The 17,416-nt window shown below is 65.1% G+C and carries 16 protein-coding genes; 4 read left to right on the top strand and 12 right to left on the bottom strand.

Going from position 1 to position 17,416, the window contains the following annotated elements; genetic code table 11:
- Positions 1 to 55: 55 nt before the first annotated feature.
- The 10 genes from XM53_RS16590 to regB all read right to left on the bottom strand — a co-directional run bounded on the left by XM53_RS16590 (position 56) and on the right by regB (position 13,677).
- On the bottom strand, positions 56 to 856 hold the full coding sequence (locus tag XM53_RS16590; protein ID WP_057795339.1) for an alpha/beta fold hydrolase: 801 nt from the start codon (positions 854 to 856) through the stop codon (positions 56 to 58).
- Between the two features lie 65 nt (positions 857 to 921).
- Positions 922 to 1,473, bottom strand: coding sequence for an ATP-dependent protease subunit HslV (hslV, locus tag XM53_RS16585; RefSeq protein WP_057795335.1), 552 nt, complete (start codon positions 1,471 to 1,473; stop codon positions 922 to 924).
- Positions 1,474 to 1,782: 309 nt separating this feature from the next.
- Positions 1,783 to 2,103 carry a thioredoxin gene (gene trxA / locus XM53_RS16580; RefSeq protein ID WP_057795333.1) on the bottom strand — a complete coding sequence of 107 codons (321 nt, stop codon included), beginning with the start codon at positions 2,101 to 2,103 and terminating at the stop codon, positions 1,783 to 1,785.
- A gap of 58 nt (positions 2,104 to 2,161) precedes the next feature.
- A complete protein-coding gene (addA, locus tag XM53_RS16575) occupies positions 2,162 to 5,524 on the bottom strand; it encodes a double-strand break repair helicase AddA (protein ID WP_057795331.1) in 3,363 nt (1,120 codons plus the stop codon).
- Positions 5,518 to 8,466, bottom strand: a complete 2,949-nt coding sequence (gene addB, locus XM53_RS16570) for a double-strand break repair protein AddB (RefSeq protein WP_057795622.1) — start codon at positions 8,464 to 8,466, stop codon at positions 5,518 to 5,520. Before addB ends, addA begins: the two co-directional genes overlap by 7 nt.
- Complete coding sequence (locus tag XM53_RS16565; protein ID WP_057795329.1) at positions 8,459 to 9,151, bottom strand: nucleotidyltransferase family protein; 693 nt, start codon at positions 9,149 to 9,151, stop codon at positions 8,459 to 8,461. Before XM53_RS16565 ends, addB begins: the two co-directional genes overlap by 8 nt.
- Positions 9,127 to 10,170, bottom strand: coding sequence for an aminoglycoside phosphotransferase family protein (locus tag XM53_RS16560; RefSeq protein ID WP_057795328.1), 1,044 nt, complete (start codon positions 10,168 to 10,170; stop codon positions 9,127 to 9,129). Before XM53_RS16560 ends, XM53_RS16565 begins: the two co-directional genes overlap by 25 nt.
- Positions 10,167 to 10,640 (bottom strand): tRNA (adenosine(37)-N6)-threonylcarbamoyltransferase complex ATPase subunit type 1 TsaE, encoded by a 474-nt coding sequence (gene tsaE, locus XM53_RS16555; protein WP_057795325.1) that lies wholly within the window; start codon positions 10,638 to 10,640, stop codon positions 10,167 to 10,169. Before tsaE ends, XM53_RS16560 begins: the two co-directional genes overlap by 4 nt.
- Before the next feature lie 47 nt (positions 10,641 to 10,687).
- The gene (locus XM53_RS16550) at positions 10,688 to 12,193 is read right to left on the bottom strand and encodes a PAS-domain containing protein (RefSeq protein WP_057795323.1); all 1,506 of its coding nucleotides are present in this window, start codon (positions 12,191 to 12,193) and stop codon (positions 10,688 to 10,690) included.
- A gap of 89 nt (positions 12,194 to 12,282) precedes the next feature.
- Entirely contained in the window at positions 12,283 to 13,677 is a 1,395-nt protein-coding gene (gene regB, locus XM53_RS16545; RefSeq protein ID WP_057795321.1) for a sensor histidine kinase RegB, read from the bottom strand.
- A gap of 88 nt (positions 13,678 to 13,765) precedes the next feature.
- Between regB and XM53_RS16540 the strand changes: the two genes are divergently transcribed.
- Both XM53_RS16540 and XM53_RS16535 read left to right on the top strand, forming a co-directional pair.
- Entirely contained in the window at positions 13,766 to 14,392 is a 627-nt protein-coding gene (locus XM53_RS16540) for an SCO family protein (RefSeq protein WP_057795318.1), read from the top strand.
- A gap of 68 nt (positions 14,393 to 14,460) precedes the next feature.
- Complete coding sequence (locus XM53_RS16535; protein ID WP_057795317.1) at positions 14,461 to 15,012, top strand: ActR/PrrA/RegA family redox response regulator transcription factor; 552 nt, start codon at positions 14,461 to 14,463, stop codon at positions 15,010 to 15,012.
- On the opposite strand, the gene XM53_RS16530 is transcribed toward XM53_RS16535, so the two are convergent.
- Complete coding sequence (locus XM53_RS16530) at positions 15,001 to 15,492, bottom strand: GNAT family N-acetyltransferase (RefSeq protein ID WP_057795316.1); 492 nt, start codon at positions 15,490 to 15,492, stop codon at positions 15,001 to 15,003. The two genes, XM53_RS16535 and XM53_RS16530, sit on opposite strands and share 12 nt — an antisense overlap.
- A complete protein-coding gene (locus XM53_RS16525) occupies positions 15,489 to 16,082 on the bottom strand; it encodes an HD domain-containing protein (protein ID WP_057795315.1) in 594 nt (197 codons plus the stop codon). Before XM53_RS16525 ends, XM53_RS16530 begins: the two co-directional genes overlap by 4 nt.
- Before the next feature lie 266 nt (positions 16,083 to 16,348).
- Here XM53_RS16525 and XM53_RS16520 point away from each other — a divergent pair, with 266 nt between their 5' ends.
- Both XM53_RS16520 and XM53_RS16515 read left to right on the top strand, forming a co-directional pair.
- Entirely contained in the window at positions 16,349 to 16,663 is a 315-nt protein-coding gene (locus XM53_RS16520; RefSeq protein ID WP_057795314.1) for a hypothetical protein, read from the top strand.
- Positions 16,664 to 16,779: 116 nt separating this feature from the next.
- On the top strand, positions 16,780 to 17,416 hold a 637-nt coding region (locus tag XM53_RS16515; RefSeq protein WP_144435576.1), incomplete at its 3' end, for an adenosylhomocysteinase.

The following is a 17,416-nucleotide window of genomic DNA, read 5'->3' as shown; positions in this document are numbered from 1 at the left end:
CGAAACGGCTGTACCGGTGGACTGGGCGGGCCAAACGCAGGCCCGCCCAGACCTGTCAGTGTTTGCCGAGAAAATCCAGCAAGTCCGCGTTGAAGTCCTGCACGTGGCTGGTGTTGCAGCCATGCGGCGCGCCGTCGATCTCGCACAGGTGACTGTGGGCGACGATCTTGTGCGTCCGGTGGCCCGAGCCCTCGACGGGCACGATGCCGTCAGCGGTGCCGTGCAGGACCAGCGTGGGCACGGTGATCTTTTTCAGATCCTCGCGGAAATCGGTTGTCGCCCAGGCTTCCATGCAGCCAAGCGCGGCCTCGGGGCTCGATTGTTTGCAGAGGTCGAGCGCGTGTTGCCGTTGTTCCTCGGTCACTTTCAGGTCGCCGTCGGCGGTGAAGAAATCCTTGGTGAAGCTTTCGAAGAACGCGTCACGGTCAGCGCGCAGGTTCTGCTCGAACTCATCTGCGGCCTCTTGGGTCAAAGGGCCCTCGGGGTTGTCGTCGGATTGCATCAGGTAAGGCGGGACCGCCGACGCGAAAACCACGTTCTTCAACCTCGCTTCGCCGTGGTTGCCGATGAAACGCGCGACCTCGCCGCCGCCCATGGAGAAACCCACAAGCGAGACGTCGTTCAGGTCCTTGTCCTTGATGATCTGTTCGAGGTCGGCGGCCAGCGTATCGTAGTCGTAGGTGTCATCGGGCGCCGTCGAACGGCCAAAGCCGCGGCGGTCATAGGCGATGACGCGATGACCTGCCTGATTGAGCGCGGGCGTTTGGTATTCCCAAGCGGCGGACGACAGTGGCCAGCCGTGAATTAGGATGACCGGCTGGCCGTTGCCGCCGGTGTCTTCGATATGCAGACTCATGAAAACCTCTTTACGTTACCACCCGTGGAAACGTGCTGGGGTCCGTCTATGTTCCGATCGGCGTCTCAGGCGCTGATGCTTTCGACCGTGAGGTTGCCATTGGTGTAGACACAGATATCCGAGGCGATGGCCATGGCATCCCGCGCGATCTGTTCGGCGGACCTGTCGCTGTCGATCATGCCGCGTGCGGCGGCCAGCGCGTAGTTCCCGCCAGAGCCGATGGCGGCGACGTCATGTTCGGGCTCCAGCACGTCGCCCGCGCCGGTGATGACGTAAAGCTGTGACCCGTCGGTCACGATCAGCATCGCCTCGAGCTTTTGCAGGTACTTGTCGGTGCGCCAGTCCTTGGCCAGCTCGACGCTGGCGCGTTGCAGCTGGCCGGGGGTCGCTTCCAGCTTGGATTCCAGCCGTTCCAGCAGGGTGAAGGCATCAGCGGTGGACCCGGCGAACCCGGCAACCACGTCATAGCCGCCGGGGCTAATGCGGCGGACCTTGCGGGCGGTGCCCTTGATGACGGTGTCACCCAGGCTGACCTGCCCGTCCCCCGCGACGACGACCTGCCCGCCCTTGCGGACGCCGATGATGGTTGTGCCGTGCCAGCCGGGGAAATCGCTCATGGTCGGTGCTCCTTTGATCTTTGGACCTATATGGAAGGCGTGGGGCGTGGTGGCAACCCGGGTGGGCAAATGGAGCCGCGCAGCGTCGGGCCGCGGTGCGGCGAGCCACGGGAGTTCCTCAACACTTTATGGTCGCCAAATCCGCGAAACATTTGAGCGGAGCACCAAGTTCAGCCCAATCGCCGTGCCGTGGGGGCGGCCCGGCGATGCGCGGCGGCGCAGCTAGCTGCGCCTTGATTCCGCGCGTGGTGCTTGAACGAAGAAGGGCCGCCCGGCAGACGACCCTTCGCTATTCTACTTAGATTGGCTTCAGATCGACTCCTCGATCCAGCCTTGCAGCGCGGCCTTGGGCGCGGCGCCGGTCTTGGTCGACACGACCTCGCCGTTCTTGAAGATGAAGAGCGCCGGAATACCACGAACGCCCAGTTGCGAGGGCGAATTGGGGTTCTCGTCCACGTTCACCTTGGCGATCTTGACTTTGCCGTCCATCTCGGACGACAGCTCTTCCAGGGCCGGGCCGATCTGCTTGCAGGGGCCGCACCACTCGGCCCAGAAATCCACCACGACGGGAATGTCGGAGTTCTTCACTTCGCTATCGAACGTGTCGTCGGTTACGGCAACGGTGGCCATCTTGGTCTCTCCTTGAGCTCGGGTTCAATAGCGAACCTATGTAGAGCCATAGGGAGCGTCAAGCTATATGGGTGTCGGCCAGCGCCTGCGTCACAAGATCGTGTGGCAGGGGCATGAGCGTGGCGGTGCGGGTCCAGAGCAGAGCGGTCTCGATGGTGCGGTCGGGATAAATCTGTTGCAGAGCATGGGCATAGGCGCCCATCTGCCGCAAGAGGCCCGAGGGCACGTCAGCGGGCGTATCGGGAACTACGGAATTGGTCTTGAAATCGACGGCCAGAATTTTTTCGGGGGTGACGATCAGGCGGTCGATCGTGCCGTGAATCCGGCGGCTGTTCAGCGCGTCGATATGCGCGGAAACCGGTACCTCGGCCAGTGCGGCAGGCGCAAAGAGGGGGCGCAGGTCTTCCCTCGACAGCACCTGCTCGGCCTCGGCCAGCAGTTGCGCCAGTTCTTGATCCGTGGCGGCGTCTGGACCGTGCGCAAGAAGCGCGGCGGCGGCACTGGCACGGTCGGTCGGGGCGCGTTGCGGCAGATGTTCCAACAGCCGGTGGATCTGCCGGCCCCGGCGCTTGGCGGCGTCCTCGTCCAGCCCGGCCTCGCCCGGCAGCGCCTTGTCGCCGCCAAGGTCGGTCGACGGCGCGAGTGTCTCGGGCCGGGGCGGCGCGGGCGTGGCGGGACCGGCGTACAAGGCCGGTACGACTGGTGTGGCAGCCTTGGGTGCGTCTTCGGAAACACGCTCTAAACCAGCCCAACTGCCACTTTCCAGCCGCAGCCCCTGCCCGCCCTCGAACATGTGTTCGGCGGCGTCCGAGCGTAGCATCCCGGCGCGCACCTTGCTGTACCAGTCGCGCCCCTCTTTATCGAGCTCGCCTGCCGCGGCGACGATCAACCATTTCTCGGCCCGGGTCATGGCGACGTAGAGCAGGCGGTCGCGCTCGGCCCATTGCGCCTCGCGCCCGGCTTCGTCGATGGATTGCAACGCGGCGGGCAGATCCTCCTTGCGGGGTCGCCACACGGCGGTGTCGCCCGCTGTAACCAGCTTGGAATCGACCCGCAGATCGCGCTTGGCGCAATCGGGCAGGATGACCACGGGCGATTCCAGCCCCTTCGCGGCGTGGGCGGTCATTACGCGGATGCGGTTGCCGGCAGTGTCCAGCTGGCGCTTGATCTCCAGGTCGTCGGTTTCCATCCAGACCAGAAAGCCAGTCAAGCTGTCGATCGCGTTGCGCTCGTACGCCATGGCCTGGGACAAGAGCGCGTCGATCCCGTCTTCGGCCTCGGGCCCCAGCCGCGACAGCAGGCGGGCGCGCCCGTCGTGACGGGTGAGAATGCGCTCGATCATGTCATAGGGGCGCAGGAAATCGGCGGCGCCGCGCAGGTCGTTCAGGATGGCGAGCGTTTCGGGAAACTCCGCCGCACGGTCGCGCAGGGCTTGCCAGAGGTACCGGGTGGGCCGGTTGTGTGCGAGGTCGAACAACTGTGACTCGGACCAGCCGAAAAGCGGCGAGCGCAGCGCGCAGGCCAGCGACAGGTTGTCCTCGGGCGTGGCAAGGAATGACAGAAGCGCCGCGATATCCCGCACGGCCAGTTCCGCGCCCACGCGCAGGCGGTCGGCCCCGGCCACGCTCAGCCCTTCGGATTTGCAGGCGCGGATGAGTTCGTGAAAGAGGGCCGAGCGGCGCTGAACGAGGATCAGGATATCGCCCTCGGTGATCGCTGTCGCCTTTGTGCCGTCCTTGGATGGCAAGGGCGTGCCGAGCATCGCCTTGATGGTGCGCGCGATCTGGGCGGCCAGCCGGGTCGCGGGGTCGCCCGGTGTCTTGATATCGACCGGGTCATACCACTCGGGCGGCTCCTCGGCCTCTTCCTTTTCCACGGGCGGCCAGAGATCCACCCGGCCCGGCATGGCCGCGTGGAACGCCTTGTGCCTTTCGCGCTGGGTGAAACCGCTCGACTCCCGCCCGTGGAATGTCTCGTCGACCAGCGACAGGATGGTCTGCGCCGAACGGAAGGAAAATTCCATCTCCATGTCCTGCAATGGCGCGTCGGTGACCTCCAGCTTGGCGCGAAAATCCTCCTTCATGCGGTCGAATCCCTCGGGATCGGCGCCCTGGAAGGAATAGATCGACTGTTTCTTGTCGCCCACGACGAAGATCGTCCGCTGCCGGTCGGCGCGGGCGCCGGTGCCGCTGGTGAATTCCTGCGACAGGCGTTCGATCAGCTTCCACTGGACCGGGCTGGTGTCCTGCGCCTCGTCGACCAGGATATGGTCGATACCGCCGTCCAGCTTGAACAGGACCCAGTCGGCGACCTTGGGATCGTTCAACAGGTTCCGGCTGCGCAGGATGAGGTCGTCGAAATCCAGCATCCCACGTGCCTCCTTGGCGGCGGCATAGGCGGGCAGGAAGACAGACGCGAAGCGATGCAGAATCCGCGCCATGGCCCGGGCGTTGAGCGCAAGGCGGGTGTCGCGAGCCACCTCGACGCGGGCCATGAGCGCGTTGAGCTTTTCGGTCAGATCGGGATTGTCCTCGCGCACGGCCTTGGTCGGGAAAGAGCCTATCTTGGCCGAAAACGGCGATTTTGCCCCGCTGCCGGTCAGAAAGACATCTTCGAGGATCGGCAAAGCCTGAAGCGACGGAATGTCGGCCATTGTCAGCTTGACCGCGGCCTTGGCGTCATTGGTGCTGCTGGCTGTCAGCAGCGGCAGCAGACCGGCGATCAGATCAGCCTCGCCGCCCAGAAACACCGAGGCGACAAGCGCCTGTTCGGTGTCGTCCGGTTTCAGGCCAAAGACCTTTGACAGGTCCGCATCGCTGACCGGGCGGGACAGTAGGTCGCGCTTGCCGACAATTTCCTGTGTCAGGCTGTCCAGATCCTCGCCGGTATACTGCTCGGCCAGATCGTAGAGGCCCTGCGCGTCTGGACCGCTGGCGATCTTCTCGACGACCTCGGACCGCAGCAGAGCGGCGGCGCGGTCTTCCATCTCGGTGAATTGAGGGCTGACACCGGCTTCGAGCGGGAAGCGGCGCAGAAGGGCGGAACAGAAGGAATGGATCGTCTGGATCTTCAGCCCGCCGGGCGTCTCGATGGCCAGCGCGAAGAGACGTCGCGCCTCGCGCAGACGGTCTGGAGTAATGGACCCGTCGATGCCTAGGTCGGTCAATTGCTGTTCGAGCTTCGTATCCGACAGCATCGCCCACGCGCCCAGACGGTCGAACAGGCGGTTCTGCATCTCGGATGCGGCGGCCTTGGTATAGGTCAGGCACAGGATGTTTTGCGGGTCTGTTCCAGCCAAAAGCAGCCGTGCAACCCGGTCGGTCAAGACCTTTGTCTTGCCCGATCCGGCATTCGCCGACAGCCATGTCGAGCGGTTGGGCCGCGCGGCGTCGATCTGGCGTTGGGTGGCGTCGTCTACCATGTGCCCACCCGTTCCGGATCGGCCTCGTCGGTGATGTCCCATTCGCCGAAACGGGCCAGTTGATCGTAATCGCCCGCCATGTCCTTGGTCTTCATCGCGCGGCGCGACAGGTAGCCTTGGTTCGGGTCCAGGTAGCGTGCGATAAGATCGCTCAGTTCCGCCCAGGTCTGGCCGGTCGGCACCTCGTCCAGCGGTGCCGGCACCTCGCGGGGGTCGCCGGTCAGCCCGATGAAGGTGGCGCGCGCGACCGGGCCGGGCGCAAGATCGCCGAACCCGGCGCGTTCGGCCAGCGCGGCCTCCAGCAAAAGCTGCTTTTCGAACGCTTTCTGCGACTTGGCCGAGGGCGGTGCGCCGGTCTTGTAATCGTAGATATGCAAGGCTCCGCCCGCATCGATGTCGATGCGGTCGGCCTTGGCGGTGAGGGTGAAATCATGCGGCTCGACGCGGGCGCTGGCCATCTCCTCGAACGCGCTGGGCCGGGCCAGCGCGCGGCGTATTGCTTCGGTCTCGACGAACCACGCGGCGATACGGGCCATCCGCGCGAACCACAGCGCCCGCGCCTCGCCCCACGACACGGTTTCGGCCAGAACAGAGACTGTTTTCTGGGTTAGAAAGTCCGGTGTTAGAGCGTCGGGATCCTCCAGCGTGTCCTTGATCGCGTGTTCCAGAACATCGTGCAGCACCTCGCCGCGCAGCCGGGCATCGGGCAGTTTCATCAATGGGTCCAGCGGGCGCAGGCGCAGGATCTTGTCGGCATAGATCGCGTAGGGATCGCGGATCAGCTTTTCGATCCGTGTCACGGAGAGCTCCTTGGGCCGCGCCGCGACAGGCGGGATCGGCGCCGGGCGCCGGGCGCTGGGTGTCGGTGCGACCGCCTCGAACGCCTCGGCCAGCGCGAGCGCGTCACGGCCGCGTTGCCGCATGGCGTCGAGCGCCGCAGCGCCACCCTCTTCCGTCAAACCCTGAAGCAGGTTTGTCAGCCGGTTCAGCCAGCGCGACGGCACCGTTTGTGCGTCGTCCGATCGGATAGCACGGGTGATCCAGACGGTTTGCGTGGCCGTGACCGCCTGTTGGAAGTCATGCGCGGAAAGGCCGATCTTGCGTTCGGGCAGCAAAAGCCCGGCCTGGTGCCGCATCTCGCGGTTAAGCCAGGGGTCGCGCGGCGGTGTTTCGGGCCATGTGCCCTCGTTCAGGCCAGACAGGATGAGCAGGTCGGCGCCCTGCACCCGCGCTTCGAGCGTGCCCCAGATCAGGACGCGGGGGTCCGTGTCGGTCTGGCTGCGCACGGTTTCGCGCGACAGGATGGCGTGGAAGAGGTTGATGTAATCCAGCGCCCGCATGGCCTGACCGTACTCGGCATTCTCGGCAAGGTTAGAGACGCATTTTTGCGCCTCGCGCCCCGCGCCTTCGTCCCACAGCCGAAGCGGGGCATTGGCATCGGGACCACGCGAGATGGCCTCGGCCAACGCGATATGCGCGTCGACGATCTGGCTCAAGGGTCGCGCCTCGAGCCTTGACTGGTTGAAAAAGCACGACCGCAGCCAGTCAAGCCATGGGTCCAGATAGGCATCTTCGACCGTTGCGGCCCAGGTTTCGAGCGTTGACAGATCGGGCTCGGGGGGGCCGTTTCGGCGAAGGTAGAGTTCCAGTTCGCGCGTCAGTCTCAGATGCGGGCCGCGTTCGCCGGCCATGTTCGTCAGGGGATGTTTCAGCAGGGTCAGCAATTGCGCGGCATCCAGCGGCGCGTTCAGCATTTCGGCCACGTGGCGCAGAAACCGGCCGGGCGCGGAATGGTGCAGCGGCACGCCGGCGCTGTCATCGGGGTTAATCCCCCACCGGTCCAGCGCCGAGGCGACCCGTCGGGTCAGGGTCCGGTCGGGCGTGATCAGCGCGGCGGTCTGCCCGTGCTCGACGGCCTCGCGCAGGCGCATGGCGATGCAGAGCGCCTCAATCCGGGCGGAGGGTGCCTCGAGCAGGGTTATGCCCGCGGTCGCAGGCGCGATATCGGGGGCCAGGGCGGGGCCGTGCGACAACCATTCGTCCGTCACGGGCGCGGGGCGCAGGGCGAGTGAGACAAGCCGGTTGCGTTCGGGCGAAACAGGCTCTGTTCCGGGCCAGGGGCGGATGATGGAGGGGCCGGCGCCCAGATCGGACAGAAGCTGTGCGAAACGGTATTGCGGGTGTTCCTCGCTGGTGCGCGGATCGTCGAGCTTGGCCCAGACATGGTCGGGCTGATCGGCGTCGAAGCCCGGCAGCACAACGGCCCCCAAAGGCAGTTGCGCCACGGTTTTCATCAACAGCCGCGTCGCCCCGCGCGAGCCGGTGGACCCGGCCAGGATGATCGGATGATCGGGTGGCTGGTCCTTCCAGAGTTGCGCATAGGTCTCGATCACCAGGCGCTGGCGGGTTTCGGCATCCGGCGCGTCGCTGCTGGCGTCGAAATAGGGACTGAGTATGCCCAGAAACGTCTTTATGCGCGCCCAGTGACCGGACTGGTCGTTGGTGTCGATCTGGGCGATTTTGTCGGGTGTGACACCCTCGCCGTGCATTTCGTCCATCAACTGCGCCAGACTGTCGGATAGGTCGTAAAGCGCGGCGCGCGGCGCAAGATCCGGTTCCTGGTCCAGCAGGGCGGAGACGACGGTGATCAGCTCCAGCCGCCGGCGCAGCAGCGGCACGGGGTCGGGGATATCGGCCAGGCCGAAGACCTCGCCGAAGTCGGTGACAAGGCTGATCCGGGGAAGAAGCAGCGCCGGGCCTGCATCGAAGAGCGAGCGGATGCGGCGGGCCATGCGGCGGGTGTTGACGACGAGATGCACGCGGGCGAGTGCCTCGGGCGGCTGATCCGCGTAGGCGTCCAGCAGGCCGCGCACCAGTTCGCGGGGGAAGTCGGCGCCCAGCGGCATCCCGAAGATGCGCGGGGTGTCGAGCGGCTCAAACATCGGCATCTCGCAGCATGGATTCGGCCAGCGCAATGCCCTCGGGCGTGCCGACGTCGCACCAGCGTCCGGGATAGGTGACGGCGTGCAGACGGCCCGCTGTCAGCATCCGGTTCCACAGGATGTTGAGCGAAAACGCAGGCTGGGGGATGGACGCAAGCCCGTCAGTCTTGAGGATCTGGAGACCGGAATAGATGGCGCCCGGCCCACGGCTGGCGCGGCCTGCGGTATCGGTGACGAAATCGCCGGGGCCCGCGTGGCCGATGGCGTTGTCCGTCGGGATGCAGAGCAGCAGCGCGTCCATCTGAGCAGGGTCCCACGCCGCGGCAAGCTGTGCCAGCGGGTTGGGGCCGGCCCAGACGGCGTCGGTGTTCATGGTAAACACCGGACCATCGCCCAGCAGCGGCAACGCGTTGCGCAGCCCGCCGCCGGTTTCCAGGATATCGGGCTGTTCGTCCGAGATGTGGATGGCGCGCCCGGCAACATGCGTCGCGATCTGGTCCGACAGGTAATGCGCGTTGACCACCGTGCGCGAGGGCCCATAGGCGGCCACCAGATCCAGCGCGTGGTCGAGCAGCGGCTTGCCCGCCACCTTGATCAGCGGCTTGGGCCGGGATGCGGTCAGCGCCCCCATCCGCGTGCCGAAACCGGCGGCAAAGAGCATCACTGCGTCGGGGGCGTCGCGCATTTCGATTTCAGCTTTTCCAGAAGGGCCGCGTCGGGCGCGGGCAGCGTTTCAGCAAGGATCGACCGCAACGGGGCGAGGGCCGGATGCGCCAGGTCACGCTGCAACAGATCCCAGACGCGGGGGATCAGGTCGACGTAATGCGCCTTGCCATCGCGGATGCAGAGCCGGGCGAAAACGCCAAGGATGCGCAGGTTGCGCTGGGCGCCGAGCACGGCATAGGCGGCGGCGAACGCCTCGGGGTGCTGGCCGGTCTGAAGCGCGTAGCGGTCGCGCATCCGCGCCTCGAGCGCGGGCGGCACGTCGCGGCGGGCATCCTGAAGCAGCGAGACAAGGTCATAGGCGCGGTGGCCCAGCATCGCATCCTGAAAATCGAGCAGGCCGACGCGGGCAATCCCCTTGCGGTCGGGCAGCCACAGCAGGTTCTGCGCGTGGTAATCGCGCTGGATCAGCACATCGCAGTCCGCGGCATGTTCGGCCAGAAGATCGTGCAGGCAGGTCTCAAAATCCGGCCGTGCGGCGGTGCCGTGCGTGTCGGTGGCGCCGGGGATGTACCAGTCGAATACCAGAGCAGACAGCGCGGTCGCCGTGGGCGGATCATAGCTGGCCAGCCCTGCGGGCGGGGTCTGGCCGTGCAGGTGGATCAGGACGTCGGTTGCGGTGGAATAGAGCCGCTCTTCAAGATCTGGATTGCGCGGCACGATGCTGGCGAACAGCGCATCGCCAAGATCTTCCAGCAGCAGCAGGCCGGTGTCTTCGTCACGGGCCAGCACGCGCGGGGCGCTGAGGCCGATGCCGATCAGGTGTTCCGCGATGTGGATGAATGGACGCACATCCTCGCCCTTGTGGGGCGGCGCGTCCATCAACACCGCGCGCTGGGCGGTGGAGGGGCGGATCAGGCGCAGGTAACGGCGGTTGGATGCGTCGCCGGCAAGGTGCGAGACGACTGCGTCCGCCCATCCTGAACGCTCGATGAAGTCACGGATTTCGTCCTCGCGACTCTTCTGTTCAAGCGCACTCATTCGGAAAACTCCCCTGCCCGACCGTCCCATCGCGGATCGTGCCAGGTGATGTCAAGACCGCGCTGATCGGGGTCGTCCTGCGGCGTAAATGTCAGCGACAGCGCGCCAGCGGGGGCAATCGCGCCGAGGCGGTCGGGCCATTCGACCAGCGTGACGCTGTGCTCGAAGGCCTCCAGCAGGCCAAGCTCGATCACCTCTTCGGGCGCAGACAAGCGATAAAGATCGGTGTGCCAGATATCGAACGCCGGCGCCTCGTAGGTCTGGACCAGCGTGAAGGTCGGCGAGGGCACGTCTTCGGGCGCAGGCAGCAGGGATTGGATCAGGCTGCGGGCGAAATGGGTCTTTCCGGCGCCCACCGGCCCGTCGAGCAAGAGCACGTCGCCGGGGCGCAAAACGGCACCGATACGCCGGGCCAGTCCGGCGGTGGCGTCGGGACCGGACAGGGTAAGGTGCAGGCGGCGGGTGGGCATGGCCCGACACTACACCGCCGGCAGTGGCCTGCAAGTCAAAGCGCGGGTCAGACGGGGACTTTCGCAGTCGGATGGGGCACATCGTGCAAGGCCCCCAGCGTCACCATCGACGAGTTGCCCGGCAGGTGCCGGACCTGGCAGGACAGAGCCGTGCCGTCTGGCCCGGTCATCGTGACGTCGAGCGTGTCGCGTGCGAGGATCGCCTGTTCAACGCGGGTCCAGCCCATGCCCGGCAGCGCCTTGCGGCCGACCAACAGGAAATCGTGCAACGTCATATCGGCGAACGAGGCGTCGGGATCGATCCCGAGCATTTGACGGCACGTCAGGTTGCAGAGGGTCACGATATTGTCCGGGCCGAACACGACAATTGCGTGGTCACTGGCGTCCAGCACCGCCTCGCGCAGGCTGACCTGGCTGTGATAGTGGCGCGCCAGCGAAATGTTGTCGGTGATGTCCTCGAAAAGAAAGGCGATGGCCCCATCAGGGTGCGGCCGCCCGGTGACGCGATAGGTCATGCCGTTGGGCAGATGCCAGTCCTCAAGGTAGAGTCCCCCGGCGGCGGTGCTGATCATGTCCTCGATCTGTTTGCGCCAGGTGCCATAATTCTTGGGCTCTGGCAGGACGCGGTTGTCGCGCAGGCTGTCGAAGAACTGCATCAGCGGCGGCTGCGCCGACAAGAGCGGCGCGGGCAGCCCAGTCAGATCCAGCAGCGCGGGGTTGAACAGGGCCAGTCGGCGGTTGCGATCGAAAATCGCAAGGCCGGTGGTCAGGTTGGCGAAGATCTTGGTCAGGGTCTGGATGAACTCTTGCCGGACCGTTTCGGCGTTGGCCACCCGGGTGACATCCGTGGCGAAGACAGCGCGGACATCGGCGGCCTGAACGTGCTCGACCTCGAATATGCGATCCTGCGCGGTATCCTGAGACGGGATGCGCACGCGGCTTTCGCCGTCGGTCGCGGCGGCGGTATCGACAAGCTGTCGTGCCAGCGCATCGGGATAGTCGTGAAAAGCGGCGTTCTGCCAGATCGTGTGACCGGACGCGTCCAGGATGCGCACGGCGCAGGGGGCATGATTGAACACCGCCTGATAGCGGGCGACCGCGTTTTCAAGCCGCCGGGCGCCGTGCCGGTCCAAAGGGCCGGGGGCCAAGGGCTCTGTCACCTCGACCCGTTCGGTATCATGCCGGCGCGACAGGGTCAGCAGGGCGTGATCGTCGCTGTCGGTTGCGGGCAGATCGCGGATTTCCCCATCGTCCAGTTCGTTCAGGGAACGGGGCAGTGGCCCAAAACGCGTGCCCAGCCAGCGGCGCAGGTCGGACCAGTCGTTGATATCGTCCGAGGTCAGACCGGACAGAGTACCCGGCCGCGTGTCCTGGTGGGTCAGGGCGTCGTCGTGAAACAGGAAGCCGGCTGATTGTGCATCGGGTGTCACAGGGTCGGCAGAGCCCGGTGCAGGCGCGCGCCAGGATCGCCCCAGCGCCCACAGCACCAGCACGGAGATCACCGCCGATACCGCGAGCGCCAGTGCGAGTGAAATTGGCGAGAGGCCAGTCATGCAAAGCGTCCTGATCCCGTGACGGGGCCCAACATGGCGCGACAAGGTTAATGCGCCGTTAACGAAAACGGGCGCGACGGAGATTGCCCTCAGGTCTGGATCAATTGGTTTTCGCCCAGTGACTGCCGCCCCTGCTGGGCGTCGCCCTCCAGCCGGGACCGGGGCCAGGACACCTCGACAAAGGCGCCGGTGCGCTCGGAATAGCCTTCGCGTTTGCGAAACGAGTCGCTGCCATTGGCAAAGGTCAGGTCCGCGCCGGAGCGTTCCAGCAGCGTCTTGGCGATAAACAGGCCCAGCCCCATGCCCTCATAGCCCGGGCGCTGCGGCTCGGCGCGTGCAGAGCGGCGCCCGATGAAGGGCTCGCCGATGCGGCCCAGAAATTGCTGCGGATAGCCATTTCCGTCATCCATGATCCGCACGGTGATGTCCGTATCTGTCCATTCGCTGTCGATCCAGACACTGTTCCGGCTGAAATCGACTGCATTCTGGATAAGGTTGCGCAGTCCGTGGATGACCTCGGGCCGGCGTAGAACGGTGGGTTGCGGTCCGGCACGGGCGATGTCGGCGACGATCTCGAACCGGATATCCTTGCCGCGGTTGAGATGCGGCTCGGCGGCTTCTTCGAGCAGGGCCGACAGGGGCGCGCGACGCAGGTGCAGGTCGTCCTTGCCCGCCCGTCCCATGGATCGCAGGATATCGCGGCAGCGGTCGGCCTGTTCGCGGATCAAGAGCGCGTCGGCGCGCAATTCGGGATGATCGTCCAGCTCTTCGGCCAGTTCGGCGCTGGTCAGCTTGATGGTGGCGAGCGGCGTGCCCAGCTCGTGCGCGGCTGCGGCCACCACGCCGCCCAGATCGGTCAGCTTTTGCTCGCGGGCCAGCGCCATCTGCGTGGCCTGCAGCGCCTCGGACATGGCATACATTTCCGAGACGATCCGGCGGGAATAGACACCAAGGAACACCACCGCAATCAGGATCGCGATCCAGTTGCCAAAGAGGAACAGGTCGGGGATGAACAGAAGTTCGCCAGTCTGCGTTGTCAGCGGCATGTAGAACCGCGTCAGCGCCGACGTGATCAGGATCGCCATCCCACCAAGAAAGATCGTCGAGCCCGCGGTCAGCGCCGAGGCCGACACAGTGACCGGGCCCACGATCAGGATCGAGAACGGGTTGTTCAGACCCCCCGTCAGGTACAGCAGCACGCCAAGCTGAAGCATGTCGAACAGAACTACCAGCAGCGTTTCGCGCTGGCTGAGGCGCTTGGTCTCGGGGAATACGAAATAGGCCGTGACGTTCGAGATGATCGACAAGCCAACCACGAAGTAACACAGCCCGTAGGCCAGCGTCAGGCCCAGCACGTATTGCGCCACCAGCAGCGCGGCCATCTGGCCGGCCACGGCCCACCAGCGCAGAACGACCAGCGTGCGCAGCGGCACCGATTGCCGGCCGGTGCCGAATTCCTGTGGGGCGGGCGGCGCCTGTGTCATGCGTGATCTTGTCTCTCTTTCAATCGCCGAAGCATCGCCTTAGATGTGCCACAGGCACGCGGATAATCCTAGCGAGGTGACAGGCGCCATGACACGAGTTTATGCAATTCTTGCGGGTGTGGCGGTGATCGCGCTTTTGGGCGTGACGTATTTCCTGGCTCAGCGCGGCGGTGCGGATGGCGACCAGTTCGCCCAATGTCGCGGCGGTGCGGTGGCCGGCGGGGAAGGTGCCATCGGCGGGCCATTCACGCTGGTCAGCGAGACGGGCGAGACGGTCACCGAGGAGGATGTCATCGACAAGCCGTCGCTGATCTATTTCGGTTATACCTTCTGCCCCGATGTCTGCCCCATCGACAACGCCCGCAACGTGGCCGCGGTGGAGATGCTGGAAGAGCGTGGCGAGGATGTGAAGCCGGTTTTCATCACCGTCGACCCCGAGCGTGACACGGTCGAAGTGATGCGCGAGTTCACCGATGCCTTTCACCCCGACCTTCTGGGCCTGACGGGCAGCGAAGAACAGGTGAAGGCGGCGACCACGGCCTATCGCGCGTTTTCGTCAAAGCAGGACAGCGACGATCCCGATTACTACCTCGTCGATCACTCGACTTTCACCTATCTCACCTTGCCCGAACACGGATTTGTCGAGTTTTTCCGGCGGGATGACACCGCTGAGCAAATGGCCGACCGCGTCCAGTGCTACTTAGATGCCAGTTGACCCTGCGATAGTTTGACGCATCATGGGGGCGGCGCTACATCTGAAGTTGCGAGCGGGAGGAGACTTGCATGACAGCCGAGCACACCGAAATCGGAACCGACAGGACATTGCTGCTTGTCGATGACGACGAGCCCTTTCTGCGGCGCCTTGCCAAGGCGATGGAAAAGCGGGGGTTCGAGGTGGAAATGGCCGGCTCGGTGGCCGCGGGGCAAGCCATCGCCACGGCGCGGCCGCCGGCCTATGCCGTGTGCGATTTGCGGCTGGAGGATGGCAATGGCCTGGATGTGGTGGAAACCATCCGCGAAAAGCGGCCCGACAGCCGGGTCGTGGTGCTGACGGGCTATGGCGCGATTGCCACCGCCGTGGCGGCGGTGAAGATCGGCGCGACTGATTACCTGTCGAAGCCCGCCGATGCGACCGACATCACCAACGCCCTGCTGGCCAAGGATGACGAGATGCCGCCGCCCCCCGACAACCCGATGAGCGCCGACCGCGTGCGGTGGGAACACATCCAGCGGGTCTATGAGCTGTGCGACCGCAATGTCAGCGAGACGGCGCGGCGGCTGAACATGCACCGGCGGACGTTGCAGCGCATCCTGGCGAAACGGTCACCGCGATAAGTCGTACCGTTTGCAGATGCGGTCGACAGTGGTGCCGTCAGCCAGCACCGTGTCGGGGATGCGCCTGTAATCCTCGAACCCCTTGCTTTGGTAATAGATCAGGCCGCTGTCGTTGTCGGCGCGGATCGTGGCGTTGATCCATTTATACCCGATCCGCTTGGCGCGGGCTTTGGTGGCTTCGAAGAGTTTCGAGCCGATACCCAGACCAGTCTGCCCCAGCCGCACGAAGGTGGCGATATCCGCGGCCTCGGGCGGCAGGTCGGGATGCGGGCCGATATGCTGAAAGCCGAGAACCTGCGCGGCGTCGTTCTCGGCCAGGATCCACGTGTTTTGGCCGGGATAGAGCCGCATTTCGACCTGCATCTCTTCGGGCGTGATGGGTGCGGTCCGCGCCGTGGTACCGCCCTTGGCAATGATCTCGTTCAGAAGCTCTGCCATCTGGCGGGCATCGAGCGGATTGGCCTGCCGGACGTGGATCATCCGGTCAGGCGCATCAGCTCGGCATGGCGGGCGGTGTAATCGGCGCGCGCCTCCATCGGCGGGCGCAGCACGATGCGCAGGCCGTCGATGATATCAGTTGGGGGCGTGCCGAAGAAACGCGTCGCCTCGGCCTCGGAAAAGCCGGCGATGGTCGTGGCCTCCATCCAGGCGCTGATCTTGTCGGCCTTCTTGATCGACTTCTTGACCTGCGCCGGGATCGTAGCGGGCAGGCCAAAGCGCAGGTGCACCGCCGCCGCCAGACGCTTGTCGAGCTCGTCATAGGCCGGCCCCACCGCGTTCTTCACCGGCGAGATCATGTCGCCGATCACGTATTCCGGCGCGTCGTGCAGCAGCGCGGCCAGCTGCCATTTCGGCTCGGGACGCGGAATCAGGCGGGAATAGAGCCTTTCCACCAGCAAGGAATGTTCGGCCACCGAATAGGCGAAATCGCCGTCGGTCTGCCCGTTCCAGCGCGCGACGAAGCTAAGCCCATGCGCGATATCCTCGATTTCGATATCGACGGGCGTCGGATCGAGCAGGTCGAGACGGCGACCGGACAGCATCTTTTGCCAGGCACGGGGAGGGGGCATGGCGGGCTCCGTCAAAAGGGCGTTCGCCTTTGGTTTATGCCCGGGATGGCCGAATTGCAAAGCTTCGCTGGCACGGGCCGGTGCGCCACATTCCTGCCACATTTCCGCCGCACACTGGCTGCATCGCATCACTGCTGCCAACGATGCCGGGCTCAAGAGGCAAAAAACAATCGAGCACCGCCCCGCATCGACGTGACCGCGACCATAAACGGGGCGGCCGGTTCTGCTGCGGCGTGCCCCTGATAAACCTGTGAAAGGAGCTTGAGATGATCAGGCAACTGACAGCGGTCGGGGCAGTATTGGGCGCATGTGTCATGAGCACGCCCGCCATCGCCGCAAATTGTGCAGATCGCGAGACGGTCGTGGCCCGGCTGGCCAGCCATTACGACGAACAGCCCACTGCCGGCGGTCTGCAAAGCACGGATGACGAACCGGCGCTAGTCGAGGTGTGGTCGTCGCGCGAAACCGGAACCTTTACGGTGATGATGACGCGGCCCGACGGCATGACCTGTATCGTGGCCACCGGCACCGACTGGCATCAGGCCGCACCGGATGCGCCTATCCTCGGGTCCGCCAGTTAAACCGGCAGTGATTTGAATATTACTTACCGGACGCAACGCCGCGGCAAGTCTGCATTGCCCGTCTGCGCGGCGGGTGCTATCTGGCCTGCAACATTGGATTGCAAGGAATACAGCAGATGGCAAAGGACTACGTGGTCAAGGATATCAGCCTTGCCGCTTTCGGGCGCAAGGAACTGGATATCGCCGAAACCGAGATGCCGGGGCTCATGGCCCTGCGCGAGGAGTACGGAGCAGACAAACCGCTGAAGGGCGCGCGCATCGTCGGCAGCCTGCACATGACCATCCAGACCGCCGTTCTGATCGAGACGCTGGTGGATCTGGGCGCCGATGTGCGCTGGGCGTCGTGCAACATCTTTTCCACGCAGGACCACGCCGCGGCGGCGATTGCCGAAGGCGGCACGCCGGTCTTCGCGATCAAGGGCCAGACGCTGGAAGAGCATTGGGATTACCTCGACAAGTCCTTCATGTTCGAGGATGGGCCGAACATGATCCTCGACGATGGCGGTGACGCGACGCTGTACGTGCTGCTGGGCGCGCGGGCCGAAGCCGGCGAAGACGTCATCCCGACCCCGACCTCGGAAGAGGAAGAAGTCATCAAGGCGCAGATCAAGAAGCGGATGGAGGCGAGCCCCGGCTGGTTCACCAAGGTCCGCGACCAGATCAAGGGCGTCAGTGAAGAAACCACCACCGGCGTCAACCGCCTGTACCAGCTGGTGCGTGACGGGCAGCTGCCCTTCCCCGCGATCAACGTGA

The sequence above is a fragment of the Roseovarius atlanticus genome (genome assembly GCF_001441615.1).
GTDB lineage: Bacteria > Pseudomonadota > Alphaproteobacteria > Rhodobacterales > Rhodobacteraceae > Roseovarius > Roseovarius atlanticus.
Note: the sequence above shows the minus strand (reverse complement) of the source record. Positions and strands in the feature narration are given on the sequence as shown.

Bases quoted from the DNA above. Each gene is read 5' to 3' on its own strand.
- XM53_RS16590 (WP_057795339.1), bottom strand. From the start codon at position 856: ATGAGTCTGCATATCGAAGACACCGGCGGCAACGGCCAGCCGGTCATC.
- hslV (WP_057795335.1), bottom strand. From the start codon at position 1,473: ATGAGCGATTTCCCCGGCTGGCACGGCACAACCATCATCGGCGTCCGC.
- trxA (WP_057795333.1), bottom strand. From the start codon at position 2,103: ATGGCCACCGTTGCCGTAACCGACGACACGTTCGATAGCGAAGTGAAG.
- addA (WP_057795331.1), bottom strand. From the start codon at position 5,524: ATGGTAGACGACGCCACCCAACGCCAGATCGACGCCGCGCGGCCCAAC.
- addB (WP_057795622.1), bottom strand. From the start codon at position 8,466: ATGTTTGAGCCGCTCGACACCCCGCGCATCTTCGGGATGCCGCTGGGC.
- XM53_RS16565 (WP_057795329.1), bottom strand. From the start codon at position 9,151: ATGCGCGACGCCCCCGACGCAGTGATGCTCTTTGCCGCCGGTTTCGGC.
- XM53_RS16560 (WP_057795328.1), bottom strand. From the start codon at position 10,170: ATGAGTGCGCTTGAACAGAAGAGTCGCGAGGACGAAATCCGTGACTTC.
- tsaE (WP_057795325.1), bottom strand. From the start codon at position 10,640: ATGCCCACCCGCCGCCTGCACCTTACCCTGTCCGGTCCCGACGCCACC.
- XM53_RS16550 (WP_057795323.1), bottom strand. From the start codon at position 12,193: ATGACTGGCCTCTCGCCAATTTCACTCGCACTGGCGCTCGCGGTATCG.
- regB (WP_057795321.1), bottom strand. From the start codon at position 13,677: ATGACACAGGCGCCGCCCGCCCCACAGGAATTCGGCACCGGCCGGCAA.
- XM53_RS16540 (WP_057795318.1), top strand. From the start codon at position 13,766: ATGACACGAGTTTATGCAATTCTTGCGGGTGTGGCGGTGATCGCGCTT.
- XM53_RS16535 (WP_057795317.1), top strand. From the start codon at position 14,461: ATGACAGCCGAGCACACCGAAATCGGAACCGACAGGACATTGCTGCTT.
- XM53_RS16530 (WP_057795316.1), bottom strand. From the start codon at position 15,492: ATGATCCACGTCCGGCAGGCCAATCCGCTCGATGCCCGCCAGATGGCA.
- XM53_RS16525 (WP_057795315.1), bottom strand. From the start codon at position 16,082: ATGCCCCCTCCCCGTGCCTGGCAAAAGATGCTGTCCGGTCGCCGTCTC.
- XM53_RS16520 (WP_057795314.1), top strand. From the start codon at position 16,349: ATGATCAGGCAACTGACAGCGGTCGGGGCAGTATTGGGCGCATGTGTC.